The 23,343-nt window shown below is 66.0% G+C and carries 22 protein-coding genes and 1 pseudogene; 8 read left to right on the forward strand and 15 right to left on the reverse strand.

Annotation, left to right across the window (positions count from 1 at the left end; translation table 11 throughout):
• Positions 1-5 precede the first annotated feature (5 nt).
• From G467_RS0103065 to G467_RS0103075, 3 genes are all read right to left on the reverse strand, one after another.
• Entirely contained in the window at positions 6-632 is a 627-nt protein-coding gene (locus G467_RS0103065) for a LemA family protein (protein ID WP_022968260.1), read from the reverse strand.
• 94 nt (positions 633-726) lie between these two features.
• Positions 727-1,458, reverse strand: a complete 732-nt coding sequence (locus G467_RS0103070; protein ID WP_022968261.1) for a TerC family protein — start codon at positions 1,456-1,458, stop codon at positions 727-729.
• A gap of 12 nt (positions 1,459-1,470) precedes the next feature.
• On the reverse strand, positions 1,471-1,857 hold the full coding sequence (locus G467_RS0103075; protein WP_022968262.1) for a diacylglycerol kinase: 387 nt from the start codon (positions 1,855-1,857) through the stop codon (positions 1,471-1,473).
• A gap of 160 nt (positions 1,858-2,017) precedes the next feature.
• Here G467_RS0103075 and G467_RS17285 point away from each other — a divergent pair, with 160 nt between their 5' ends.
• Genes G467_RS17285 through G467_RS17290 form a run of 3 tightly spaced genes read left to right on the forward strand, consistent with a single transcriptional unit; the run spans position 2,018 to position 4,284 of the window.
• Positions 2,018-2,623 carry a DUF533 domain-containing protein gene (locus G467_RS17285; protein WP_051130372.1) on the forward strand — a complete coding sequence of 202 codons (606 nt, stop codon included), beginning with the start codon at positions 2,018-2,020 and terminating at the stop codon, positions 2,621-2,623.
• Between the two features lie 47 nt (positions 2,624-2,670).
• Positions 2,671-3,687: a TIGR00266 family protein gene (locus G467_RS0103085; protein WP_022968264.1), complete on the forward strand. Its 1,017-nt coding sequence runs from the start codon at positions 2,671-2,673 to the stop codon at positions 3,685-3,687.
• Positions 3,688-4,284, forward strand: coding sequence for a hypothetical protein (locus tag G467_RS17290; protein WP_022968265.1), 597 nt, complete (start codon positions 3,688-3,690; stop codon positions 4,282-4,284).
• Between the two features lie 579 nt (positions 4,285-4,863).
• Here the strand turns inward: G467_RS17290 and G467_RS0103095 are convergent.
• From G467_RS0103095 to G467_RS0103115, 5 genes are all read right to left on the reverse strand, one after another.
• A complete protein-coding gene (locus G467_RS0103095) occupies positions 4,864-6,099 on the reverse strand; it encodes an ABC transporter permease (RefSeq protein ID WP_022968266.1) in 1,236 nt (411 codons plus the stop codon).
• The gene (locus G467_RS0103100; RefSeq protein ID WP_022968267.1) at positions 6,096-6,791 is read right to left on the reverse strand and encodes an ABC transporter ATP-binding protein; all 696 of its coding nucleotides are present in this window, start codon (positions 6,789-6,791) and stop codon (positions 6,096-6,098) included. Before G467_RS0103100 ends, G467_RS0103095 begins: the two co-directional genes overlap by 4 nt.
• Positions 6,788-8,314, reverse strand: coding sequence for an efflux RND transporter periplasmic adaptor subunit (locus tag G467_RS0103105; protein ID WP_022968268.1), 1,527 nt, complete (start codon positions 8,312-8,314; stop codon positions 6,788-6,790). Before G467_RS0103105 ends, G467_RS0103100 begins: the two co-directional genes overlap by 4 nt.
• 101 nt (positions 8,315-8,415) lie before the next feature.
• Entirely contained in the window at positions 8,416-9,705 is a 1,290-nt protein-coding gene (locus G467_RS0103110) for a sensor histidine kinase (protein ID WP_022968269.1), read from the reverse strand.
• Entirely contained in the window at positions 9,702-10,415 is a 714-nt protein-coding gene (locus tag G467_RS0103115) for a response regulator transcription factor (RefSeq protein ID WP_022968270.1), read from the reverse strand. Before G467_RS0103115 ends, G467_RS0103110 begins: the two co-directional genes overlap by 4 nt.
• 139 nt (positions 10,416-10,554) lie before the next feature.
• Between G467_RS0103115 and G467_RS0103120 the strand changes: the two genes are divergently transcribed.
• Positions 10,555-10,905: a DMT family protein gene (locus tag G467_RS0103120; protein ID WP_022968271.1), complete on the forward strand. Its 351-nt coding sequence runs from the start codon at positions 10,555-10,557 to the stop codon at positions 10,903-10,905.
• 3 nt (positions 10,906-10,908) lie between these two features.
• On the opposite strand, the gene G467_RS0103125 is transcribed toward G467_RS0103120, so the two are convergent.
• Entirely contained in the window at positions 10,909-11,211 is a 303-nt protein-coding gene (locus tag G467_RS0103125; RefSeq protein WP_022968272.1) for an Mpo1-like protein, read from the reverse strand.
• Positions 11,212-11,357: 146 nt separating this feature from the next.
• On the opposite strand from G467_RS0103125, the gene G467_RS0103130 reads away from it, so the two are divergent.
• On the forward strand, positions 11,358-13,421 hold the full coding sequence (locus tag G467_RS0103130) for a carbon starvation CstA family protein (protein ID WP_022968273.1): 2,064 nt from the start codon (positions 11,358-11,360) through the stop codon (positions 13,419-13,421).
• Position 13,422: 1 nt separating this feature from the next.
• Positions 13,423-13,617, forward strand: a complete 195-nt coding sequence (locus G467_RS0103135) for a YbdD/YjiX family protein (RefSeq protein WP_022968274.1) — start codon at positions 13,423-13,425, stop codon at positions 13,615-13,617.
• Between the two features lie 3 nt (positions 13,618-13,620).
• On the opposite strand, the gene mazG is transcribed toward G467_RS0103135, so the two are convergent.
• The 3 genes from mazG to nudE are packed head-to-tail and all read right to left on the reverse strand — an operon-like array spanning position 13,621 to position 15,774.
• On the reverse strand, positions 13,621-14,430 hold the full coding sequence (gene mazG, locus G467_RS0103140; RefSeq protein WP_022968275.1) for a nucleoside triphosphate pyrophosphohydrolase: 810 nt from the start codon (positions 14,428-14,430) through the stop codon (positions 13,621-13,623).
• Between the two features lie 13 nt (positions 14,431-14,443).
• On the reverse strand, positions 14,444-15,232 hold the full coding sequence (gene cysQ, locus G467_RS0103145) for a 3'(2'),5'-bisphosphate nucleotidase CysQ (RefSeq protein WP_022968276.1): 789 nt from the start codon (positions 15,230-15,232) through the stop codon (positions 14,444-14,446).
• Positions 15,229-15,774, reverse strand: coding sequence for an ADP compounds hydrolase NudE (nudE, locus tag G467_RS0103150; protein ID WP_022968277.1), 546 nt, complete (start codon positions 15,772-15,774; stop codon positions 15,229-15,231). The genes cysQ and nudE overlap by 4 nt, the downstream gene beginning before the upstream one ends.
• Before the next feature lie 83 nt (positions 15,775-15,857).
• On the opposite strand from nudE, the gene G467_RS0103155 reads away from it, so the two are divergent.
• Together G467_RS0103155 and G467_RS0103160 are read left to right on the forward strand one after the other, a co-directional pair.
• Positions 15,858-17,207: an adenosylmethionine--8-amino-7-oxononanoate transaminase gene (locus G467_RS0103155; RefSeq protein ID WP_245559026.1), complete on the forward strand. Its 1,350-nt coding sequence runs from the start codon at positions 15,858-15,860 to the stop codon at positions 17,205-17,207.
• On the forward strand, positions 17,207-17,941 hold the full coding sequence (locus tag G467_RS0103160) for a 16S rRNA (uracil(1498)-N(3))-methyltransferase (RefSeq protein ID WP_026802310.1): 735 nt from the start codon (positions 17,207-17,209) through the stop codon (positions 17,939-17,941). The genes G467_RS0103155 and G467_RS0103160 overlap by 1 nt, the downstream gene beginning before the upstream one ends.
• A 42-nt stretch (positions 17,942-17,983) precedes the next feature.
• On the opposite strand, the gene G467_RS0103165 is transcribed toward G467_RS0103160, so the two are convergent.
• The 3 genes and pseudogenes from G467_RS0103165 to G467_RS18475 all read right to left on the reverse strand — a co-directional run.
• Positions 17,984-18,454, reverse strand: a complete 471-nt coding sequence (locus tag G467_RS0103165; protein WP_022968279.1) for a chemotaxis protein CheW — start codon at positions 18,452-18,454, stop codon at positions 17,984-17,986.
• 30 nt (positions 18,455-18,484) lie between these two features.
• On the reverse strand, positions 18,485-20,362 hold the full coding sequence (locus tag G467_RS17295) for a chemotaxis protein CheB (protein ID WP_022968280.1): 1,878 nt from the start codon (positions 20,360-20,362) through the stop codon (positions 18,485-18,487).
• Positions 20,355-23,171: pseudogene (locus G467_RS18475) on the reverse strand (response regulator); the annotation flags it as partial. The pseudogene G467_RS18475 and the gene G467_RS17295, both read right to left, overlap by 8 nt.
• Positions 23,172-23,343 lie beyond the last annotated feature (172 nt).

Genomic DNA, 23,343 nt, shown 5'->3' on the forward strand with positions numbered 1-23,343 from the left:
AGGAATCAATTCTGCGGCGGTGCCGGCGCCGGCGTCGGCGTTGCGGGCGCGAATTCCACCGTCGGCGGCCGGGAAATCGCCGCCTCGTTTTCCACGGTGAAATTCGGCTTGACCGCATAGCCGAACATCTTTGCCGTGAGGTTCACCGGGAACTGGCGGATGTGCGTGTTGTATTCCTGCACGCTGGCGATGTAGCGGTTGCGCGCGACGGTGATGCGGTTCTCGGTGCCTTCGAGCTGGGCCTGCAGCTCCAGGAAGTTCTGGTTGGACTTGAGGTCGGGATAGTTCTCCGACACCACCAGCAGGCGCGAGAGCGCGCCGGACAGTTCGCCCTGGGCTTTCTGGAATTCGGCGAGCTTGGCCGGATCGGCCGCCTGCTCGGCGGAAAGATTGATGCCGCCGACACGCGCGCGGGCATTGGTGACTTCGGTCAGCACGCGCTCTTCCTGCGCGGCGTAACCCTTGACCGTATTGACCAGGTTGGGCACGAGATCGGCGCGGCGCTGGTACTGGTTGAGCACTTCCGACCATTGCGCCTTGACGGCTTCGTCCTGCTGCTGGATGCGGTTGTAGCCGCAACCGGCGAGCATCGGCAGCATCAGGGCGAGAAGAATCCAGCGAATATGGCGCATGGGGGCGGCTCCGTGGCGGGTCAGCGCATTGGAGCATCGCCGCGCGCGGGTGGCAATGGCGTGAATCCCGCCCCTGGCGGGCAGGCTGTGGACCTTACTGCGAGTTGGTATGCCGGCGCGCGCGCCGGCGCGACAGCAGGTTCAGGCCTTCGACGACGGCCGAGAACGCCATCGCGAAATACAGCAGCTTGCGTTCGATGTGGATCTCGAACCCGTCCGCGATCAAGGCCACGCCAACCAGGATGATGAACGCGAGCGCCAGCATCTTGACGGTCGGATGCCGGTCGATGAAATCGCCGATCGGGTTGGACGCGAAAATCATCACCGCGACCGCGATGATGATCGCCGCCGCCATGACCCAGACATTGCTGACCATGCCGACCGCGGTGATGACCGAGTCGAGCGAGAACACGATGTCGATGACGGCGATCTGCGCGATCACGTAACCGAACACCGCCGAGGGTTTGGTGTCGATATCCTCTTCCTCGCCGCGGCCTTCGACCGAGTCGTGGATTTCCATCGTGCCTTTCACCAGCAGGAACAGGCCGCCGCCGATCAGCACGAGGTCGCGGATCGAGAAGTTCTGCCCGAACAGGCTGAACAGGTTGTTCTGCATGCGCGCCAGGAAGGCCAGCGACACCAGCAGCATGATCCGCGTGACGCAGGCGAGCGCCAGGCCCAGGCGGCGCGCCGCGGGGCGGCGTTCCGGCGGCAGCTTGCTGACCGCGATCGAGATGAACACCAGGTTGTCGACGCCGAGCACGATTTCCAGCGTCGCCAGGGTGAACAGGGCGATCCAGATTTCGCTGCTGAAAATCCAATCCATGCGTGTTGCGCCTCAGGCCAGGTAACGCGGGCCGAGGATCAGACCCCAGCAAATCAGGACATTCATGTCCGACAAAAATACTGCCGCCGAGCCCATGTCCTTGGCGCGGCCGGCCAGTTCATTGTGCTCGCTGCCCCAGCGGTCGACGACTGCCTCGACCGCGGAGTTGAGCACTTCGATGATCAGCACCAGCATCATCGAACCGATCAGGATCGCGCGCTCCACGCCGTCCGGCGTCGCCCACAGCGCCAACGCGACCAGCGGGACGAACAGATAGACCTCGAGACGGAACGAGGACTCCACGTCCCAGGTCGCACGCAGGCCCTGCATCGACCACACGAAGGCCTGCCAGGCCCGGAACGGGCTGCGCGGGGCGTGGCTACCGCTGCTATCGGCCATCAGGTCGCAACCGCTGGCGGGTGGAGGACAACATGGCGCGGGCTCGGGAGGCAAAAACAGGGCGCCATATTGCCACAGGGCCGCGTCCGGGCGGCGTGACCTCCGGCACACGGGGCCTTACCCTGTGTCGGTCAAGATGAAGCCACCACCGGAGATGTCCATGTTCGATGCACAAAAGCTCTTGGGTCACGTCCTGCAGGGCGCCCTGGGCGGCGGTTTGGGCGGGTCCCGCCGGCGCCGGTCGCGCCGCAGCTCGGTCACGGGCCTGCCCCGGGGGATCGAAACCAAGGTCGGCATGGGTCTGATCGCCCTGGCCGTGGCCGCCTACGAGCATTTCACCCAGGCCAAGCCGGCCGCCGCCAGCGCGCCCGTCGCGGCGTCGGCGATGCCGCCGCCGCCACCGCCGGGCGTGCCCGATGCCCAGGCGCAATCCCTGCATGTGCTGCGCGCGATGATCGCGGCGGCCAACGCCGACGGAAGCATCGATGCCGAAGAACGCGAAGGCATCCTCGCCAATGCGCGCGACGCCGGCCTGTCCGATGCCGACGTGGCCGCGCTCGACAGCGAGTTCCGCACGCCTCTGTCGCTCGAGCGTCTGATCGCCGGCACGCCGGCCGACCTGCGCGACGAGGTCTATGTCGCCGCGCTCATCGGCATGACCGCCGACACCGACAGCGAACAGCGCTTCCTCGACCAGCTCGCCGCGGGCCTGAAGCTCGACGCCGCCGAACAGCAGCGCATCCGCCAGCAAGTCGGCTTGGCCTAGTCCGCTCCTACAACAACGACAACAAGATCCAACCCCAGGAGTACGCCATGCACCAGTGGTTCCTCAGCTACAACGGCCAGCAGAGTGGTCCGTTCGACACCGCCGCCGCGATCGCGCAGGCCGCGAAAAATCCCAACGGCCATTGCTGGCGCCAGGGCTTTGCCGAATGGCTGCCGATTGCCAGCTGCAGCGAACTGCGCGGCGAGTCCGCGCCCGGCCAGATCGCCGCGCCACCGCCGCCGGTGCCCTCGGGCGGCCAGCGCAGCGATGTCATCGATTACCGCATCTTCGGCGAGGACATGCAGTTCGTCGAAGTCGAACTCGATCCCGGCGAAAGCGCGGTCGCCGAAGCCGGCTCGCTGATGTACAAGGATTCGGTCGTGAAAATGGAGACCGTGTTCGGCGACGCCAGCGCGGCCTCGAGCGGCGGCGGCTTTCTCGACAAGCTCGTCGGCGCGGGCAAGCGCCTGATCACCGGCGAAAGCCTGTTCACCACCGTGTTCTCGCACGGCGGTCCGAGCGGCAAGGCGCGTGTCGCGTTCGCTGCGCCGTATCCAGGCACGATCGTGCCGATGACCCTGTCCAACTACGGCGGCAAGATCATCTGCCAGAAAGACAGCTTCCTGTGCGCGGCGCGCGGCGTCTCGATCGGTCTGTTCTTCCAGAAGAAGATCATGACCGCGCTATTCGGCGGCGAAGGTTTCATCATGCAGAAGCTCGAAGGCGACGGCCTGGTGTTCATTCACGCCGGCGGCACGATCGTCGAACGCGACCTCACGCCGGGCGAGCGCATCGATGTCGACACCGGCTGCGTGGTCGCGATGACCTCGACGGTGAATTTCGATATCCAAAGCGTGGGCAGCGTGAAGTCGGCCTTGTTCGGCGGCGAAGGCGTGTTCCTCGCGACGCTGACCGGTCCGGGCAAGGTCTGGATCCAGTCCCTGCCGTTCTCGCGACTGGCAGGGCGCATGTTCAGCGCGATGCCGCGTCAGGGCGGCGGCCGCGACGAAGGCTCGATCCTCGGCGGTCTGGGCACGATCATTGGCGGCGACCGGAACTTCTGATTGAACGCCCCCGCACCCGCGCGCGAACCGGCGGTGATGCGTTTCGCGCGCTGGGTGTCGATCCTCGGCCATCCGTTCGTGATGGCAGTGGTCATGGCGGTGGTTGCTGGTCTGCACTTCAGCGATGGCATGGGCGGCGCTCCGACCGCCTTGCTGACGACATTGCCGATCCTGCCTGTTGCGTGGCTGATGCGCCGGCAGGTGCGCGCGGGTGCGTGGGAGCACGTAGACGCAAGCCGGCGCAGCGAGCGACCGGTGCTCTATCTCGTCGCCACAGTGTCGTTCGCGGTGGTTCTTTTCGGACTGTGGTGGTGGCAGCCGCAGTCGTATCTGCTGCGTGGCGTCGTCGGCGGTCTGGCGCTGGTGCTTGCGTGTGCGCTTGTCAACCGCTGGATAAAAGTGTCACTGCACATGGCATTTGCTGCGCTCGCGGCGACGGTGCTCAGTCTGCTGCCGTCCGTCGTTGGCTTCGTCTTGCTGGCGGCGTTGCCGCTGATTGCGTGGTCGCGGTTGCGGCTGGCGCGGCATACGGGCGTCGAGGTGGTGCTTGGCGTGGTGCTGGGGGCTGTTGCGGGGTTGGCGATTCGGTTTGCGTGATACACACGAACTCAAGTCAAGACACCGGGCTGCGTTCTCAACGGCAACTGTAATTCGGATGAACTCCGAATCTCAGTTGCTTGCCTACCCTGGTCTCAACTGATTTCGGGTCGCCGAATTGAGCGTAAGTAATAAACCCTTGCAGCGTCCCGCTCGGCTCGATCCGATACATTTCGCAGGGACCCACGCAACTTGTCGAGAACCTAGGCTCCATTGCGGGTATCCGCTCGTCGCCCACGATCAAGATTGCGCGAGCCGCCCCGCCCGAGATACTTCCATAGCCATCCGGCCGTTGGTCTTGCTCAATGCAGAAAGATCGCGAATCGTTGGACCTCAGCTCCAAATCAAATCGCTGCTGCGATATGTTGTCTTTGATCTCAAGCACATAACTTGGCTCGGAAGTCGGAGCGGCCGGCAAGTTCCCGCAAGAGGCCAAAAGCAGAGACGTAGCCACAAGAAGGGAACAAGCTCGCATTTGATTGCCTTTGGGAACCCGGGCTCAGAGTACCTTTTTCACAACAAAAAAGACCGCCACGAAGGCGGTCTTTGGTCTTCACGCGCCTGATGCGGGGACGCCCCTCACCCCTGATGCCGCAAGGCCTCAATCGGATCCAGCTGCGAGGCTTTCCGCGCGGGATAGAAACCGAAGAACAGGCCGGTGCTCACCGAGCAGATGACAGCAAGGGCCACGACCTTCCAGTCTAGCTGCACGGGCAATGACCCGAACTTGCTGACCGCGAGTGCGCCTAACGTGCCGATCGTCGTGCCGATCGCGCCGCCGCCGAAAGAGATGAGCATGGCTTCGGCGAGGAATTGGCGCTGGATGTCGCCAGGGCCAGCGCCGACCGACATGCGCAGGCCGATTTCGCGAATGCGCTCGGTCACCGAGACCAGCATGATGTTCATGATGCCGATGCCGCCGACGATCAGCGAGATGCCGGCAACCGCACCGAGCAACAGGGACATGATGCGTGTCGTCGCGGTACGCGTGGCGACGATCTCGGCGATGTTGCGCACGTTGAAATCGTCCTCGGCCCCCGGTGCGATCTTGTGGCGCTCGCGCATGAGCGCCGCGATTTCTTCCTGCACATAGGACAGATCCTCGGCGCGCGTCACGCCGACCGCGATCTGCTGCACGGCACCGGGCGGACGCGCGGTCGACCCCGACAACCGGCGTCGCGCAGTCTCCAGCGGAACGATGACGATGTCGTCCTGGTCCTGGCCGAAACCACCCTGCCCCTTCGCCGCGAGCACGCCGACGACAGTGAACGGTACCTTGCCGATGCGGATGCTCTGACCGAGCGCATCGCCTTCGCCGAACAGGTTTAGACGCACGGTCTCGCCGATCACGACCGATTTCGCGGCCGAGCTGTAGTCCTGCACGCCGAGGCCTTCGCCCTGCGCGAGTTTCCAGCCGTTGATGTCGAAGAAATCCGGCTGCACGCCCTGCCAGCTAGTCGACCAGTTGTTCTCCGCATACACCAGCTGGCTGCCGCCGCGGATGCCGGCGGCGACGTACTGCACTTCCGGGATCTGCGCGCGGATCGCGGCCGCATCGCCATCGGTCAGGGTCCACTGCTGGCCCGCACCGATGCGGATGCCGCCCTGGTTGCCGGCGCCAGAGCTGATGTCGAGCCGGTTCGAGCCCAAGCCCGACACCATCTTGTTGATTTCCGCCTGCGTGCCCTGTCCGACCGAGACCATGACGATAACCGCGGCGATGCCGATGATCACGCCCAGGGAGGTCAGCGCGCTGCGCAGCCAGTTGCCGCGCAGCGCGAAGACGGCGGTGCGCAGAGTGTCGTTGAGGGTCATGCGCTCGCTCCGGCTTCGTGCAGCTCGCCGTCGCGCATCACGCAGGTGCGGTCGGCGTGTTCGGCGACGTGCGCGTCGTGGGTGATCAGCACGATGGTGTGGCCTTCGGTCTTCAGGCGCTTGAACAGCGCGAGGATCTCTTCGCCGGTTTTGGAATCGAGCGCACCGGTGGGTTCGTCGGCAAGGATGATCGGCGGCTTGTTGATCAGCGCACGCGCAATCGCCACGCGCTGCTGCTGGCCGCCGGACAGTTCGCCCGGGATGTGGTTCGCGCGTCCACCCAGGCCGACGGCTTCGAGCGCGGCACGCGCAAGCGGCTCGCGTTCGGCCAGCGGTACGCCGGCATAGGCCAGCGGCATCATGACGTTGTGCACCGCGTCCATGCGCGAGAGCAGGTTGAAGCCCTGGAATACGAAGCCGAGCTTCTGCAACCGCAGCTTCGCCAACGCCTCGCGATCGAGCGTGGCGACATCGACGCCATCGCACAGATAGCGGCCCGCGGTGGGCTGGTCGAGACAGCCGATGAGATTCATCAGCGTCGACTTGCCCGAGCCCGAGGGGCCCATGATCGCGACGAATTCGCCGGGACCGATCTTCAGGTCAACTTTGTTCAAGGCCACCACCTCGGCTTCGCTGCCGGGGTGATAGACCTTGCTCAGTGCCTGGGTTTCGATGACCAGGGCGGGATTCATGGCGTGGCGGTCGGTCGCGCGTTGCCGATGATGACCAGGTCGCCCTCGACCAGTCCCTCGCCCATGATTTCGGTGCGCGTGCCATCGGAACTGCCGATGCGCACAGTGACTTTCTCGGGCTTGCCGTCGACGAGCTTGTACACCGGCGCGCGCTTGGCGGTCGCCAGCGTGAGCAGTTCGGCATCCCAGCGCGCCTGCTGCTCGGCGGTGAGCGTGGCGCGGAACGGTGCGAACGCCTGCTTCATGCGCTCGCCCATGCGACGCGAGGCATCGCCGCTGTTGCCATTGCCGCCACCGGGACGCTGTCCGCCCGGCGGACCGCCGAACGTGCGCGAGGCCTGGCCATTGGCGGACGCGGCCGCCATCGCACTGCGCATCGCTTCAGCGCGCTGGCGCATCGCGGCCACGGCCTCGTCGAACGCGGCGCGCTGCGTCGCATCGAGCTTGAGGCCGTCGGCGACCTTGACCAGGCTTTCGGAAATCATCGCGCCGCTGCGCGCCTGACCGGCGGCGCCGGCCGTCGGTTCGTCGGTGGCGTCGGCGGGCTTGAAGCGCAGCGCGGCGTTGGCGACGCTGAGCACGTTTTGACGATTGCTGATCTCGATCTCGGCATTCGCCGTCATGCCCGGCAGCAGGGTCTGGTCGTTGTTCTCGACCTTGACCACGACCGGATAGGTGATCACGTTCGAGGTGTTGGTCGCGGCCAGACGCACCTGCTTGACCTCGCCGCGGAAGTTGCGATCCGGGAATGCGTCGACGGTGAACTTCACCGGCAGACCGTCCTTGACCTGGCCGATATCGGCCTCGTCGATGGCGAGCACGATTTCCATCTGCGACAGGTCGCCGGCGATCTTGAACAGCACCGGCGTCTGCAGACTGGCCGCGACGGTCTGGCCCGGTTCGACGGCACGTTGCAGGATCACGCCATCGACCGGCGAGCGGATCACGGTCTTTTCCAGATCCAGACGCGCGCTGTCGACATTCGCGACCTGCTGCTGCACCTGCGCATTGGCCGACACGATGCGGGCACGCGCCTGGTCGCGCGCGGCGAGGGCGGCGTCGGCATCGGTGCGCGACACCAGCTGACGCTTGGCCAGGTCGGCCTTGCGCGCGTAGTCGGCTTCGGCATTGCGGGCGCTGGCCTGGGCTTCGTTGAGACTGGCGCGGGCGCTGGCAAGCGAAGCGGCGGCCTGGTCCAGGCGTGCCTGGAAGGTGCTCGGATCGATGCGCGCGATGACCTGGTCTTTCTTGACGGCGTCGTTGTAGTCCACTTCGACCGACTGCAGGATGCCCGACACCTGCGTGCCGACATCGACGGTCGCGGTCGCGCTGAGCGTGCCAGTCGCGGAGATCGCGGTGCGGATTTCGCCGCGTTCGACGGCCGCCGTGCGATAGCCCAGGCCATCGTCGCCCTTGCTCCTGCCGAAGAACCAGCCGCCCAGGACGAGGATGGCCACGAGAATGATCAGCGGCCAGAGCCAGCGGCGCGGCGTAGAGGCGGATTTGCGAGCTTGGGACGACATTCCAGATCCTCGGAAAGATTCAATCGGCGATTTTAGCCCAGCGCATCGGCCGGACGGTCACGGGTTGGACCGCCGGCGCGCGATGAGGTTCGGTACTGAGCTCAGGATGCCGCGGGGAAGCGAATGGTCGCAGTCGTTCCGTGACCGGGTTCACTTTCGATGACGACGGGCCAGCCGTAGCGCTCGGACAGACGGCGGACGATCGACAGGCCGATGCCCTGCCCGTCCTTGCGCCGGTCGCCGCCGCGATAGAAGGGTTCGAACACCTTCGCCAGTTCTTCGCGGCTCATGCCCACGCCGGTATCGCGCACTTCGATGCTGCCGCGCTTGACCGTGACCAACACCTTGCCGTGGTCGGTGTAGTGACAAGCATTGCGCAGCAGGTTGCCGAGCAGCACCGACAACACGCGCGAGGGCGCGTGCAATTCGAAATCGGCTTCCTGCACGTGCTCGAGCTCGATTTCCTTGCCAGAGAGCAGCGGACGTACCTTTTCGATCTCGTCGCGCACGACGTCGCTGACCGGGAAATCCTCGTCGGGCAGGCCGGTATCGCCCTCGCGCGCGAGGATCAGGAAACTCTCGATCAGGGCCTCCATGTCGCGGCCGGCATTCTGGATGCGGCCCAGCGACCGGCGCGACAGCGGCGACAGACCTTCGTCGCCGGACATCATGTCGCTGGCCACGCGGATCACGGTCAAGGGCGTGCGCAATTCGTGCGAGGCATCGCGGGTGAAATTGCGCTCGCGCTCGACGAAGCTGCCGATGCGCGAACCGAATTCGTGCAGGGACGAGGCCAGGGCCAGGGCCTCGCCTTCGACATCGCCGGGCAGATTCTCCGGCTTGATCGCATCGACATCGGGATGGTCCGGGTCCCATTGCTGCACCTGGCTCGCCAGCCAGATGACCGGCGACACCGCACGTTTGGAGGCGCGATAGGTCGACCACGCGATCACGTATACGACCGCCAGCACCAGGGCCAGCGGCGCCATGCCGAACCAGAACGCGAGCGAGTCCACCTGCTCTTGTTTGAACAGCAGATACAGGCGCTGATCGCCGCGATCCTCGACCAGCACGAGCGACCCGCCCTGCGCGCGCGGCAGGCTGTGGAAGCCCGGGTCAAGCCGACGCAGCTGCGCCGGCAACACCGCGACGTGCCCCGACTGCACGAGATAGCCAGTCATGTTGTAGGTGTCGGGCACCTCGGCCTGCGGATCGGCGACGCGCCGGTCCCAGAAATGCACGGCTTCTTCCTGCAGCGCGCGCTGGATCAGCACGTGCTTGAGCACGGCCGAGGCGCCATAAACGCCCAAGACCGCCGCGAAACTGATCGCGGCGGCCTGCAGGATGAAGGCGACCCATATCTTGCGGCGCAGGCCGCTGCGTTCGGTCATGTCGACGAGGGATGGTCGAGGTCGGCGATGCGGTAGCCGGCGGTCTGCACGGTATGCAGCAGCTGTTTTTCGAAGGGACGATCGATCGCCTTGCGCAGGTTGTACAGATGGCTGCGCAGCGTGTCGGAATCGGGCAGACCATCGCCCCAGATCTCGCGCTCGATGTCGCGGCGGGTGACCACGCGCGGCGATTCACGCATGAGGATGCTCAGCAGGCGCAGACCGATCGGCGACAGCTGCAGATCGCGGCCTTCGCGCGTGACCCGCAGGCTGGCGGTGTCGAGCACGAGGTCACCGACCTTGAGCACTTCGGCGCTGACCTGGCGACGATCGCGGCGGATCAGGGCGCGCACGCGCGCTTCGAGTTCCTGGATCGCGAAGGGTTTGACGAGATAGTCGTCGGCGCCGGCATCGAGACCATTGACCTTGTCCGACAGCGTGTCGCGCGCCGTGAGCATGAGCACGGGCGTGGATTTTTTCGCCTCGTTGCGCAGCTTGCGGCAGACCTCGAGACCATCGAGTCGCGGCAGCATCAGGTCGAGCACGATGACGTCGTAACTGTTGTCGGCCGCAAGCCGGTAACCGTCCATGCCGTCGCCGGCGTAGTCGACACCGAAGCCCTTGGACTCCAGGTATTCGCCGACCATTTCGGACAGGCTGCGGTTGTCTTCGACCAACAGAATCAGACCGGCAGGATCGTCGCGTCGCATGGCTCACCTCGGGTGACGTGAAGAAGATGTCTTCAGCTTTGTGAAGATTACACGTCGACCCAGGTGATTCCCTTGTGAACACCCGGTCCCCGGGGGCGGGCCGCTAGGATGGGCGCTTTCCCGGAACCGGACCCCGACCATGCCCGCCACCTTTTCCAGCTACTTCCTGCCCGTGTTGTTGCTCGTGGGTTCGAACGTCTTCATGACCCTGGCCTGGTACGGCCACCTGAAATTCACCGACCGGCCGATCTGGACCGTCATCGCGGTCAGCTGGGGCATCGCTTTCTTCGAATATTGCCTGCAGGTGCCGGCCAACCGCCTGGGCCATGTCGTCTACAGCGCGCCGCAGCTCAAAGGCCTGCAGGAAGTGATCACCTTGGTGGTGTTCGCGGGGTTTTCGGTCTGGTACCTGGGCGAGCCGCTGAAGTGGAACCACGTCGCGGGCTTCGTGCTGATCGTGGTGGCGGCGTTCCTGATCTTTCTCGACTGATCGCTAAAAGCGGATCTTGCCGATCAGCATGTCCTTGTACATCACCCAGTCGCCGGCAAAGGAATAGAACGGGTGCTTGAACGTCGCCGGCTTGTTCTTCTCGAAAAAGAAATGCCCGACCCAGGCGAACCCGTAGCCACATAGCAAGGCGTACAGCAGCCACCACGGACTGCCCGTGCGCACCAGCATCACCACGCAGCCCAACACCAGCGAGCTGCCGACGAAGTGCAGGCGGCGGCAGGTGCGATCGCTGTGCTCGGACAGGTAGTACGGATAGAAATCGCTGAAGTTCGCGAACTGGCTCATGGCAGCACCCCGTCGGTTGCGGCCATTGTTCGCGACTTGCCCGGCACCGGCAAGCGCCGGGCCACCGGGTCCGCGGCGAACGACATTGACCGCGCCGCCGCGGACAGCGACCCTAGGCCCCTCGCTGCTTCCCGGGGAGGGGAAACATGGGCAAGACCGCCGCTCGGACGGGCTGGATCGCATTCGCACTGCTGGGCGCCGTCTGCCTGGCGCAACTGGCCCTGCACCGCGGCGAAAGCATCAATGCCGTCTGGCTGGTGACCGCGGCGATTTCGGTGCTGGCGATCGGCTATCGCTTCTACAGCCGCTACATCGCCGATCGCGTGCTCGGCCTCGACGCCCTGCGCGCCACACCGGCGCTGCGTCGCAATGACGGACTGGACTACGTACCGACCGATCGCTGGGTGGTGTTCGGCCATCATTTCGCAGCGATCGCCGGCGCCGGCCCCCTGGTCGGGCCCGTGCTCGCGGCGCAGATGGGCTATCTGCCCGGCACCTTGTGGATCCTGGTCGGCGTCGTGCTCGCAGGCGCCGTGCAGGACATGCTCGTGCTGTTCTTCTCGGTGCGCCGCGACGGCCGCTCGCTCGGCGAGATGATCCGCAGCGAACTGGGCAATGCCGCCGGCGCGATCGCGATGATCGGCATCCTGATGATCGTGCTGATCCTGCTGGCGGTGCTCGCGCTCGTCGTCGTCAAGGCGCTGGCGGCGAGTCCCTGGGGCACGTTCACGGTCGCGATGACGATTCCGATCGCGGTGTTCATGGGCGTGTACCTGCGCTATCTGCGCCCGGGACGCATCCTGGAGATATCGGCGATCGGCGTAGTGCTGCTGCTCGCGGCGATCTGGCTGGGCGGCGTGGTCGCGGCCGACCCGGCCTGGGCGCCGGTGTTCACGCTGGAAGGAAAAACGCTCGCGTGGCTGCTGATCGGCTACGGCTTCATCGCCGCCGTGTTGCCGGTGTGGCTGTTGCTCGCGCCACGCGACTATCTGTCGACCTTCCTGAAGATCGGCACGGTCGTCCTGCTCGCATTCGCGGTGTTCGTGGCGATGCCGGAACTGAAGATGCCCGCGCTCACGACCTACATCGACGGCACCGGCCCGGTGTTCACCGGCTCGCTGTTTCCGTTCCTGTTCATCACGATTGCCTGCGGGTCGGTCTCGGGTTTCCATGCCCTGGTCGCTTCGGGCACGACGCCGAAACTGCTCGCCGACGAATCCCAGGTGCGCCTGGTCGGTTACGGCGGCATGCTCATGGAAGCCTTCGTCGCGATCACTGCCCTGGTCGCGGCCTGCGCGCTGGACCCGGGCCTGTATTTCGCGATGAATTCGCCCGCCGCCCTGATCGGCACCGACGTCACCCAGGCGGCCAGCACGATCAGCAGTTGGGGTTTCCTGATCACGCCCGATCAGCTCAACCTCGCCGCGCAACAGATCGGCGAAACCACCCTGCTCTCGCGCACCGGCGGCGCACCCACGCTTGCCGTGGGCATGGCGCAGATCCTGCACGGCCTGGTGCCCGGCCAGGGCATGCTCGCGTTCTGGTACCACTACGCGATCCTGTTCGAAGCGCTGTTCATCCTGACCACGGTCGATGCCGGCACGCGTGTGGCGCGTTTCATGATCCAGGACCTCGCCGGCATGGCGTATGCGCCGCTGCAGCGCACGGACTCCTGGGCAGCGAACCTGTTTGCCACGGCGATCGCGGTCACCGGCTGGGGCTATTTCCTGTACCAGGGCGTCACCGATCCCTTGGGCGGCATCAACTCGCTCTGGCCGCTATTCGGCATCGCCAACCAGATGCTCGCCGGCATCGCGCTGAGTTTCTGCTGCGTGGTGCTGGTGAAGATGAAACGCGAACGCTACCTGTGGGTGCCGCTGCTGCCGACCGCCTGGTTGCTGGTCTGCACGCTGACGGCCGGTTGGCAGAAGCTCTTCCACGACGATCCGCGCATCGGCTTTCTCGCCGCGACGCGGAAATTCGGCGACGCCGCTGCCCGCGGTGAAGTCCTGGCACCGGCGAAATCCCTGGCCGACATGCAGCGCGTGGTCACCAACAACCAGGTCGACGCGGTGCTGTGCGTGCTGTTCATCGTCGTGCTGTTGACGGTCGTGGTGCTGGGTCTGCGCGCTGCCTGGCGTGCGCGCAGCAGTGCGCAATCCTGTGCCTGCGAAACGCCGTACGTCAGTGTTGCGCAGGCGGGAGGCTGAGATGATTCCGACGATTCGCAGCCTCGGCAGGAAGCTTGCACAAACGGCCCGCCTGGCCTGCGGCGTGCCCGACTACGACGCGTATCTCAAGCATCAGCGCGAGAAGCACCCCGATGCCGCACCGATGAGTTACGAGGCGTTTTTCGCCGATCGCCTGCAGGCGAGATATCGCCGCGGCGCCTCGCGCTGCTGCTGACTCCTACGGCTGGCGGTTCTTTTCTTCGGCTTTGGCGCGATTCCAGTACGCATCCTGGTCGTCGAGCGACAGCGCGGGCAGATCGACGCCTTCCTGCTCGGCCAGCACTTCCATACGCCGGTAACGACGCTCGAATTTCGCGTTGGCGCGACGCAGGGCATTGCCGAAATCGACCTTGCCATGACGCGCCAGGTTGGCGACAACGAACAGCACATCGCCGATCTCGTCTTCGAGTGCCTCGTGACCGACGCCCTCGCGAAATTCCGCACGCACTTCCTCGATTTCCTCGTGCAGCTTGTCGAACACCGGCTCGACGCTGGGCCAGTCGAAACCGACTGCCGCCGCGCGTTTCTGCAGTTTGGTCGCGCGCTGCCACTCGGGCAGACCGCGCGCGATCCCGGCCAGCGCACTCGTGTCGCTGCCGTTACGGGCTTCGCGTTCGCGCTTTTTCCCCGCTTCCCACTCCGCCGTTTGCGCTTCCAGATCGGCGACGCTCGCGCCAGCGAAAACATGCGGATGCCGGCGCACCATCTTGTCGCAGATCGCCGCGACGACATCGCCGAAGGCGAAATGCCCGGCCTCCTCGGCCATGCGCGAGTGAAACACGACCTGCAACAGCAGATCGCCGAGTTCGTCCTGGAGGTCGGCCATGTCGCCGCGATCGATCGCATCGGCGACCTCGTAGGCCTCCTCGATCGTGTACGGCGCGATCGTCGCGAAATTCTGTTTCACATCCCAGGGACAGCCGCCGTCGGGATCGCGCAACCGGGCCATGATCGTCAACAGTTCGGAAATATCGGATGAGCGGCTCATGGATGGCTCGACCTCAGGCATCGATCCAGTTTCGCCACGCCAGCGCCGAATCGCCCAGGGCGATGAAATCGGGATTGAGCAGCGAATCCTTGGTGTTGTAGCTGAGCACGCTGCCGTCCAGGCGCAGCACCACGCCGCCCGCGGCTTCGAGCACGGCCTGTCCAGCGGCGGTATCCCATTCCGAGGTCGGACCAAAACGCGGATACACGTCCAGCCGTCCCTCGGCCAGGCGACAGAATTTCAGCGACGACCCCAGACCCAGCGGTTCGACATCGCCCATGCGCGCGATCGCCGCGGCGGTGCGTGTGTCCATGTGCGAACGGCTGGCGGCGACGCGCAGCGGTGCGACCGCCGGCTGCCGCGCGAGCACAGGAACGTCCTCGTCGCCGCTGCGCACGAAGGCGCCGACGCCGCGTTGGCCATGGAGCATTTCATCGAGCGCGGGCGCGTACACGACACCGAACACCGGCTCGCCGTTTTCGATCAGGGCGATGTTGACGGTGAATTCGCCGTTCTTCTTGACGAACTCGCGCGTGCCGTCGAGCGGATCGACCAACCAGTAACGCTGCCAGGTCCGGCGTACGTCCCAGGGCACCGACGCCGACTCTTCCGACAGCACGGGGATATCGGGCGTCATCGCTTCCAGGCCGGCGACGATCAACCGATGCGAAGCCAGATCAGCCGCCGTCAGCGGCGAGCGATCGTCCTTGTGGTCGACCGCGAAATCCTGGGCATAGATCGTCATGATCGCGGCGCCGGCGTCGGCCGCCAGACGGATGACGGCGGCAAAATCGAGGCTCATCGACGGCCCGCCAGCACTTCGCGCACGACCAGCAGACCGGCCAACGACCGGCCTTCGGAGCAGTCCTCGCGCAGGACCAATTCATGCAAGGCATCGAGTTTCCAGGGCACGACCTCGAGCTCCTCGGGTTCGTCGCCGGGCAGGCGCTCGGGATACAGATCTTCGGCGAGTACGAGCTGGATTTCGTGGGTCATGTAGGTCGGCGCAAGGGTGATCGCACGCAGGTGCGTGAGCTTGCGCGCGCCGAAGCCGGTTTCCTCCTTGAGCTCGCGGTTCGCCGCTTCCAGGATCGTCTCGCCCGCGTCCATGCGGCCCTTGGGCAGGCCCAGTTCGTAGCGGTGCATGCCGGCGGCGTACTCGCGGATCAGCAGGATCGTGCCGGGTTCGGAAATCGCCGCGATCATCACCGCGCCGTGGCCGCGACTCTTGAGGCGTTCGTAGCGGCGGCGTTCGCCGTTGGAAAATTCCAGATCGAGGGTTTCGCGCCGGTACGGGCCGGATTCGACTTCCTCACGCGCGTGGATGATCGGCAGTGTCGGCATCACGCCGGCCTCCGCAGCGCGCCGAGGCCGGTCCGGCCGCCGAAAACGTGGACAGGAAGGCGGCAGGTCGGGATCATGGGCGCATGGTGAAAAGTGAAATCGATGCCCGGATGCTAGCAGAGGCCGATGCCATGCGGGCGCGCGACCTGGCCGTGTTGTGGCATCCGTGCACGCAGATGGCCGAACACCCCGACACCCTGCCGCTGGTGCCGATCCGGCGCGGTCGCGGTGTCTGGCTCGAAGGCGTGGATGGCCGGCGCTATCTCGATGCCGTCAGCAGCTGGTGGACGAACCTGTTCGGCCATGGCGAACCGCGCATCGCCGCGGCGATCGGCCAGCAGGCGCTGGAGCTCGAGCACGTGATCTACGCCGGCTTCGCGCACGAGCCGGGCCTGCGCCTGGCCGAGCAGCTGCTGGCGCTCGCCCCGCCCGGCCTGGCGCGCGTGTTCTATGCCGACAACGGGTCGGCGGCGATCGAAGTCGCGCTGAAGATGAGCTTCCACAGCTTCCTCAATCGCGGCCAGTCGCAGCGCCGGAAATTCGTCGCGCTGCGCAACGGCTATCACGGCGAAACCATCGGCGCCTTGTCGATGGGCGACATCCCCCTGTATCGCCGCGTCTATGCGCCGCTGCTGCTGGAACCGCTGTTCGCGCCCTCCCCCGATGCATTCGACGCCGAGCCAGGCGAGTCCGCCGAGCAATGCGCCCTGCGCCGTGCCGACGAACTCGACGCGGTCTTCGCCGCGCACGAAGGCGAGATCTGCGCGCTGGTGCTCGAGCCGCTGGTGCAATGCGCGGGCAGCATGCGTATGCACCATCCCGCCTACCTGCGCCGCGCACGCGAGATCTGCAATGCCCACGGCGCGCACCTGATCGCCGACGAGATCGCGGTTGGATTCGGACGCACCGGCACGTTTTTCGCCTGCGAACAGGCGGGAATCTCCCCGGATTTCCTGTGCCTTTCCAAGGGACTGACCGGCGGCTTCCTGCCGATGTCGGCCGTGCTCACGACCGCGCATGTCTACGAGGCCTTTCTCGGCGACAGCCGCGAGCGGGCCTTCCTGCACTCGCACAGCTACACCGGCAATCCGCTCGGCTGCGCAGCGGCCCTGGCCTCGCTGGCGATTTTCGCCGAGGAACCAATCCTGGCTCGCAACCGCGATACCGCGCGCCGGATGGCCGAGCTCGCGGCGCCACTGGCCGCCCACCCGCAAGTTCGCGACGTGCGTCAGACCGGCATGATTCTCGCGATCGAAATGGCACCCGGCGAACGCCGCGGCCTGCGTGCATACCGCTCCGCGCTCGCCAACGGCGTCGTGTTGCGCCCGCTCGGCGACGTGCTGTACTGGATGCCGCCGTATTGCATCGGCGAGGACGAGCTGCAGCATCTCGCCCGCGCCACGTTCGCCGCCATCGAGGAGGCCACGACCTGATGCGCACGCACCGCAGTTTCATCGACACGCCGCTCGCCGTCGGCCAGCGCCTGGCCCTCTCCGAGGCCGTGAGCGCACACCTGGTGAAAGTGCTGCGCCTGGAGGCTGGCGCGATCTGCCAGTTGTTCAATGGCGACGGTTTCGACTACGAGGCGCGGCTGGTGTCGCTGGAAAAACGCAGCACACAGGTCGAAGTGCTGTCGCGTCGGGACGTCGGCAATGAATCGCCGCTCGCGATCACGCTGGCGCAAGGCATCGCGCGCGGCGACAAGATGGACTGGATCCTGCAGAAGGCGACCGAGCTGGGCGTGGCGCGGATCGCACCGGTGCTCACCGAGCGCACCGAGGTCAAACTCGATGCCGAACGATCGGAAAAGAAGTCGCAGCATTGGCGCGGCGTGCTCGCTGCGGCCTGCGAGCAGAGCGGACGTGCGGTACTGCCCGAATTGCTGGCGCCGCAAGCGCTGGTGAAATTCGCCGCGGCCGACGGCAATACGCATCGGCTCGTGCTCGATCCCGAGGCGGGACAGTCGCTGGCCACGTTGTCCGTCGCCGCCGGCGATTCGATCACCCTGGTGATCGGCCCGGAAGGCGGCTTGTCGGATCGCGATCTCGCGGCCCTGCGTGTCGCGGGCTATACCGGCCTGCGTCTGGGTCCGCGCATCCTGCGCACGGAAACGGCGGGTATCGCGACGCTCGCGGCCTTGAATGCCTTGTTTGGGGATTGGCGTTAGGGACGTGGGGGTCGCCAGCAAGCTGGCTCCTACGTCCTTGGGTCAGGCCGCCTGGTTCAGGGCCTTGTCGATCAGCAGTTCGAGACTAAGCAGATCGGGCACGACCGCCGCGTCGTCGTTGAGCGTCACGCGCGAGTGGATGCCGAGCGGCAGTTCCTTGATGTCATGCGCCTCCGCCAGCGCCGAACGCGCCACCGTGACCAGGCGCGGGAAGCCCTGGGACAGCACGGCGAAATACGGCAGCTTCGGGTTGCCGCCGAGCGCCTTGAGCACGGCGACCTTGGCGCCGAGCTGGCCGTCTTCCTTGGACCAACCGGCGAAACGTGAGAACGACAGCAGCGGCAAGCGCCAACCGCGCCAGCGAATGCGTCCGAGCAGCCACTCCGGAGCGTTCTCGACCGGTTCCGGCTCGGAATAGGTGATGACCTCGGCCACCGAGGCGTTCGGCAGCAACAGCCGGCCCTCGTTGACGGTGATCATGACGCCTCGGATATCGCGCTGCGGAGCGTTCATTGCGTAGTTCCCTGATTCTGTGCCGCCGGGTCAGACCGACCAGCGGGTTGCGATTTTCTGCGCGAGCCCCAGCGCCGGATACGAGGGCGCGCCTTGACGCGTCATCACCTGCGGCGCGGCGGGATCGAAGCAGCTGTCGGGATCCTGCGCCATCGCGATGCCGCCGGCGCTTTGCAGGCGCATCACGGCAGGCACGAGATCGACGTCGGCGCCACTGAGCAGCACGACCACGCTTTCGGCCGGACGCAGCACCGAGATGAGCTCGGTCAGCGGACCGCTGGTGAAACGCAGGGCACCGTGTTCGTTCACTGCCGACAGACCTGCGGGCAGCACCGAAACCTTGCCCGGCTGCGCCTGCGCACCTTCTTCCGCGAGAACGACCGGCAGCTTGCTGATCTTGCCCAGCTGGTCGACGAGACGCTCGTGCTTGCCCGCTTCGAGATGCTGATAGAGCAGGACCGGCACCGGCATTTTTTCCGGCAGGCTGGACAGCATCTGGCGCACGGCATCGGGACCGCCGAGACCGGCGATGATGACGACCGCGCCAGCGACATAATTCTGATAGCCCTCGGCCGAGGCATCCATCGCGACGAGTTCGAGATTGGCCACGGAGCCGAGCAGGGACGAAGACGCTTCCACCTTGGCCGGCGCCGCAGGCGTGCTGTGGTCTTCGTCTTCGCCGAGCAGGGAAAGATTGCCGAAATCCACTTTCGCAGCGAGCTGCGAGGCCGACGACGGTGCGCCGCGCGAGGTTTCCTGCGCCGCACCGGCACTGCGCGGCGGCGGGGCCGCTTCGGTGTCGAAGTTAAGCGAGAAATCGGGGTCTTTCACTTCGCGACGGGTATCGGTCTTTTCGAAGGCCTCAAGCTGCGCAGCCAGCGCGGCGACATCGTCGTCCATGCCGGTCGCGACCTGCGCCGAATGATCTTCGTCGAAATTGGAGAAGCGGACGGGTTCGCCGCCGACATCGAGGTCAGCGAGCAAGGGTTCGTCTTCGCTGCCGCCGCCAAGCGAGGAGGCCGGCGTGTCGTCGACGAAATCGAGATCGTCGGCCGCCGGAATGCTGGCCAGGGAAAATTCGTCGGCCTCACCGGCCGCCGGTGCGGCGTCGATGAATTCCTCGGAGGCCACGACGGGCGCCGCCGCCTCGATGAAGCTGTCACCGAGGGTCGGCGCGCTGTCCGCGCCGGTGTCGAATTCGAAACTGAAATCGTCCAGCGAAGTCGGCGCCGCCGCCACACTGTCTTGCTCGGCTTGCGGCAGCGGTGTGTCGCGCGCGACGGTCGGGGCGTCGATGCCCTGCAGGGCGAGTTCGATGTCGCCGATATCCAGGTCGAGGGAAATTTCCTCCGCCTCGGCGATTTCCGGCGCGGGGGCCGGTTCTTCCGCCTGCGCAGGCGTTTCGGTCAGCGACGGATTGGTCGGCACCCAGTCGGCGAGATCGGGCGCGTCCTGCGCGTAGTCCTCGAGCTTTTCGGAGTCCATGAGCTGCGCCGGCGTCGGCGGCAGGCCGGGCACGGGCGTCATATCGAGTTCGGGCAGCGGATCGGATCCACCGGGCACCGGCGGCAGCGTGTCGCTGCCGAGCAGCTTGGCCGCGAGATGCCGCGCCCAGCGATTGAGATCCCAACCGTCGAGATCGCGCGTGACTTCGGCGTCGTCGTACATGACCTCGATGCCGGGCGTCGACAGCAAGGCGTCGAAACGATCGAGCGCCGGTTCGATCGCCGGCTCCAGGCTGACCAGCACCAACGTTGGCGACTGGCCGACGACGGTGCCCGGATCGAGCTCGGACGGATCGCCCTCGGCGACCAGGATCGCACCGAGCTCGGTCAACGCACGGTGCAACTGGTCGCGGGCATTGCCCGGACGGGCAAGCAGCGCGACGCGGACGGCGGACTCAGCCATTCACCGGCTCCAGGCCCAGCATCTCGAAGACATTGCGCATCAGTTCCGGCTCCTGGTACGGCTTGCCCAGATAGCGGTTGACGCCGATGTCCATCGCGCGCTGGCGGTGTTTGTCGCCGGTACGCGAGGTGATCATGATGATCGGAACATCCTTGAGACGGGGATCGGAGCGCATGTTCTGCGCCACTTCGTAACCGTCCATGCGCGGCATTTCGATGTCGAGCAACACGAGGTCGGGAACGCGCTCGGCCATCTTCTCCACGGCATCGACGCCGTCTTTGGCGGTGAGCACTTCCATGTTGTGGCGTTCGAGCACGCGACCGGTGACCTTGCGCATGGTGATCGAGTCGTCGACCACCATGACCACGGGCACGCGGCGCGCGGCGACGACGGGCACCGGCGTGACCGGCAGGGCGTCGCGTGCGATCGCGCTGTGGCGACGCACGAGCGGCGCGACGTCGAGGATCACGACGACACGGCCGTCGCCCATGATCGTGGCACCAAAGATGCCGGGCACCGAGTTGACCTGCGGACCGACGGGCTTCACCACGATTTCGCGGCTGCCCAGCACCTGGTCGATGCTGATCGCGGCGCGCAGCTCGCCCGAGCGGGCCAGCAGCAGCGGCATCTGCAAGCTTTCCTGCGCCTTCGCGGGCGCATGGCCGATCAGATGACCCAGATCGTGGATCGCATAGTCCTCGCCGGCGTAACTGAAGACCGGATGTTCGGTCGCCAGCTGCTTGTCGAGTTCGGCGCGCGAGATGCGGCCGACGCCCTGCACCGACGCGATCGGCACCGCGAAGCTGGTGTCGCCGATCTTGACGAACACCGCTTGCGTGACCGCGAGGGTGAACGGCAGGCGGATGATGAATTCGCTGCCCTTGCCTTCGGTGGAGTGGATGCCCAGCGTGCCGCCGAGCTGGCGGATTTCGCTGTAGACCACGTCCATGCCGACGCCGCGGCCGGACAGGCGCGTGACGGTTTCGGCCGTGGAGAAACCGCCCTCGAGTATGAGCGCGTAGGTGGCCTCTTCGCTGAGTTCGGCATCGGCGGCGATCAGGCCCTTCTCGATCGCCTTGCGGCGGATCGCATCCTTGTTCAGGCCGCGACCATCGTCGCTGACCTTGAGCACGACTTCGGAACCTTCACGTTGCACCGCGATACGGACGATGCCTTCTTCGGCCTTCTTGGCCTTGCGGCGTTCGTCCGGCGTTTCCAGGCCGTGCGCCATCGAGTTGCGCAGCATGTGTTCGAGCGGCGCGGTCATGCGCTCGAGCACGTTGCGATCCATTTCGCCGGACGCACCGTCGACCTTGAGCTGCACCTGCTTGCCGGTGTCGCTCGCCGCCTGACGCAGCACGCGGCGCAGACGCGGAACGAGCGCATCGAACGGCACCATGCGCGTGCGCATGAGGCCTTCCTGCAGATCCGAGCTCACGCGCGACTGCTGCAGCAGCAGGGTTTCGTACTGGCGGGTCAGATCGTCGAGGACCGTCTGCAGGTTCACCAAGTCGTTCGCCGACTCGGCCAGACCACGCGACAGCTGCTGCTGGTTGGTGAAGCGGTCGAGCTCGAGTGGATCGAAGTGCTGTTCCTTCTCGTCCTGCTCGCGGGCATAACGGGCGGAGATCTGCGCTTCGGTTTCGATGTCCAGACGACGCAGCTGCTCGCGCAGACGGGTGGTCGTCTGGTTGAGTTCGCCGAGGTTGGAACGGAACGCGCCGAGCTGCTGTTCGAGGCGGGCGCGGTAGATGGCCACCTCGCCGGCGTAGTTGACGAGACGGTCGAGCAGGTCGGCACGGATACGCACCTGTTCCTGCGGCGCGCGGACGCTGGCGAGTTCTTCCTCGTCGGCGAGCGCATCGAGCGGCGCCGACAAGGGCTTGAGCGGCGCGGCGGGGGCCGCCGGTGCCGAACTCGCTGCCTTGGCTTCGGGTGTGGCGACGGTGCCGGTGTCGACGCCGTCGGCCGATTCGGCGGCCAGGGCCGCGAGCGACTGGCCTCGCGCCAGGGCTTCGACCTGGGCGATCAGACCGGCGGGCAAGGCGATCGCCTTGCGTTCGCCGATGCGCGCGACCATGCCGTGCAGGCGATCGAAACCGCGTTCGAGCACGACCACGCCGCTGTCGTCGAGCTTCTGACGACCCTCGGCCACGGCTTCGAGCAGCGATTCCATCGCGTGGCCCAGATCGCCGACCGCGAAGATGCCGGCCATGCGCGCACCGCCCTTGAGCGTATGCAGATCGCGCTGCAGGCCGGTGACCAGCTCGCGATCACTGGTGTGTTCGCGCAGGTTCGCCAGCAGGCCGTCGGAATGGTCGAGGATGTCGTTGCTTTCCTCGAGGAAGATATCGAGCAGCTCGACATCGAGATCCGAGGTATCGAGATCGGTTTCCGGATCTTCCGGATCGTCGGCGACCGGCACGGTCGGACGCGAGGCACGGATGACTTCGACGACGGGCTCGGGCGCCGGCACGACGGCCGCCGCAGCGAGTTCTTCCGGATCGTCGGCGAAGACTTCTTCGACGTCCATCGCTTCTTCAGCGGCGGGAGCATCGGCAATGGTTTCTTCAACCACCGCTTCGTCGAACGTGATTTCTTCGGCGACGGGCTCGGGCGCGGATTCCACGACCGGCTCGGCCGACGCGACCGCCGCGACGTCCGCTTCCGGTGACGTGAGCGCTTCGAGTTCTTCCAGACTCATGCCGTAGTTGTCGTCTTCGACCGCGGCGGTCGGAGCTTCGACGACGGGCGCCGCCGCTTCGATCTCGTCCGGCGTCGCGAAGGCGTCGGCGGCGAGTTCCTGCGCGGGCTCTTGCACGTCGCTGGTGACGACATGGTCTTCGAACGCGATTTCCTCGACCTCGAAACCTTCGTCCGCCTCGGCTTCCGCCGGCGTTTCGCTGGCGGCCGCTTCGATCTCGACATCGGTAATTTCGAAGCTCGCCGCTTCGGCGGCCGCCGGCGCAGCCGCCACCACG

Origin of the sequence: Arenimonas oryziterrae DSM 21050 = YC6267 (assembly GCF_000420545.1) — a bacterium.
In the GTDB taxonomy this organism is placed as follows: Bacteria; Pseudomonadota; Gammaproteobacteria; order Xanthomonadales; family Xanthomonadaceae; genus Arenimonas; species Arenimonas oryziterrae.

Excerpts from the sequence above, each read along its gene's own strand:
- G467_RS0103065 (WP_022968260.1), bottom strand. The coding sequence starts at position 632 with ATGCGCCATATTCGCTGGATTCTTCTCGCCCTGATGCTGCCGATGCTC.
- G467_RS0103070 (WP_022968261.1), bottom strand. The coding sequence starts at position 1,458 with ATGGATTGGATTTTCAGCAGCGAAATCTGGATCGCCCTGTTCACCCTG.
- G467_RS0103075 (WP_022968262.1), bottom strand. The coding sequence starts at position 1,857 with ATGGCCGATAGCAGCGGTAGCCACGCCCCGCGCAGCCCGTTCCGGGCC.
- G467_RS17285 (WP_051130372.1), top strand. The coding sequence starts at position 2,018 with ATGTTCGATGCACAAAAGCTCTTGGGTCACGTCCTGCAGGGCGCCCTG.
- G467_RS0103085 (WP_022968264.1), top strand. The coding sequence starts at position 2,671 with ATGCACCAGTGGTTCCTCAGCTACAACGGCCAGCAGAGTGGTCCGTTC.
- G467_RS0103095 (WP_022968266.1), bottom strand. The coding sequence starts at position 6,099 with ATGACCCTCAACGACACTCTGCGCACCGCCGTCTTCGCGCTGCGCGGC.
- G467_RS0103100 (WP_022968267.1), bottom strand. The coding sequence starts at position 6,791 with ATGAATCCCGCCCTGGTCATCGAAACCCAGGCACTGAGCAAGGTCTAT.
- G467_RS0103105 (WP_022968268.1), bottom strand. The coding sequence starts at position 8,314 with ATGTCGTCCCAAGCTCGCAAATCCGCCTCTACGCCGCGCCGCTGGCTC.
- G467_RS0103110 (WP_022968269.1), bottom strand. The coding sequence starts at position 9,705 with ATGACCGAACGCAGCGGCCTGCGCCGCAAGATATGGGTCGCCTTCATC.
- G467_RS0103115 (WP_022968270.1), bottom strand. The coding sequence starts at position 10,415 with ATGCGACGCGACGATCCTGCCGGTCTGATTCTGTTGGTCGAAGACAAC.
- G467_RS0103120 (WP_022968271.1), top strand. The coding sequence starts at position 10,555 with ATGCCCGCCACCTTTTCCAGCTACTTCCTGCCCGTGTTGTTGCTCGTG.
- G467_RS0103125 (WP_022968272.1), bottom strand. The coding sequence starts at position 11,211 with ATGAGCCAGTTCGCGAACTTCAGCGATTTCTATCCGTACTACCTGTCC.
- G467_RS0103130 (WP_022968273.1), top strand. The coding sequence starts at position 11,358 with ATGGGCAAGACCGCCGCTCGGACGGGCTGGATCGCATTCGCACTGCTG.
- G467_RS0103135 (WP_022968274.1), top strand. The coding sequence starts at position 13,423 with ATGATTCCGACGATTCGCAGCCTCGGCAGGAAGCTTGCACAAACGGCC.
- mazG (WP_022968275.1), bottom strand. The coding sequence starts at position 14,430 with ATGAGCCGCTCATCCGATATTTCCGAACTGTTGACGATCATGGCCCGG.
- cysQ (WP_022968276.1), bottom strand. The coding sequence starts at position 15,232 with ATGAGCCTCGATTTTGCCGCCGTCATCCGTCTGGCGGCCGACGCCGGC.
- nudE (WP_022968277.1), bottom strand. The coding sequence starts at position 15,774 with ATGCCGACACTGCCGATCATCCACGCGCGTGAGGAAGTCGAATCCGGC.
- G467_RS0103155 (WP_245559026.1), top strand. The coding sequence starts at position 15,858 with ATGGTGAAAAGTGAAATCGATGCCCGGATGCTAGCAGAGGCCGATGCC.
- G467_RS0103160 (WP_026802310.1), top strand. The coding sequence starts at position 17,207 with ATGCGCACGCACCGCAGTTTCATCGACACGCCGCTCGCCGTCGGCCAG.
- G467_RS0103165 (WP_022968279.1), bottom strand. The coding sequence starts at position 18,454 with ATGAACGCTCCGCAGCGCGATATCCGAGGCGTCATGATCACCGTCAAC.
- G467_RS17295 (WP_022968280.1), bottom strand. The coding sequence starts at position 20,362 with ATGGCTGAGTCCGCCGTCCGCGTCGCGCTGCTTGCCCGTCCGGGCAAT.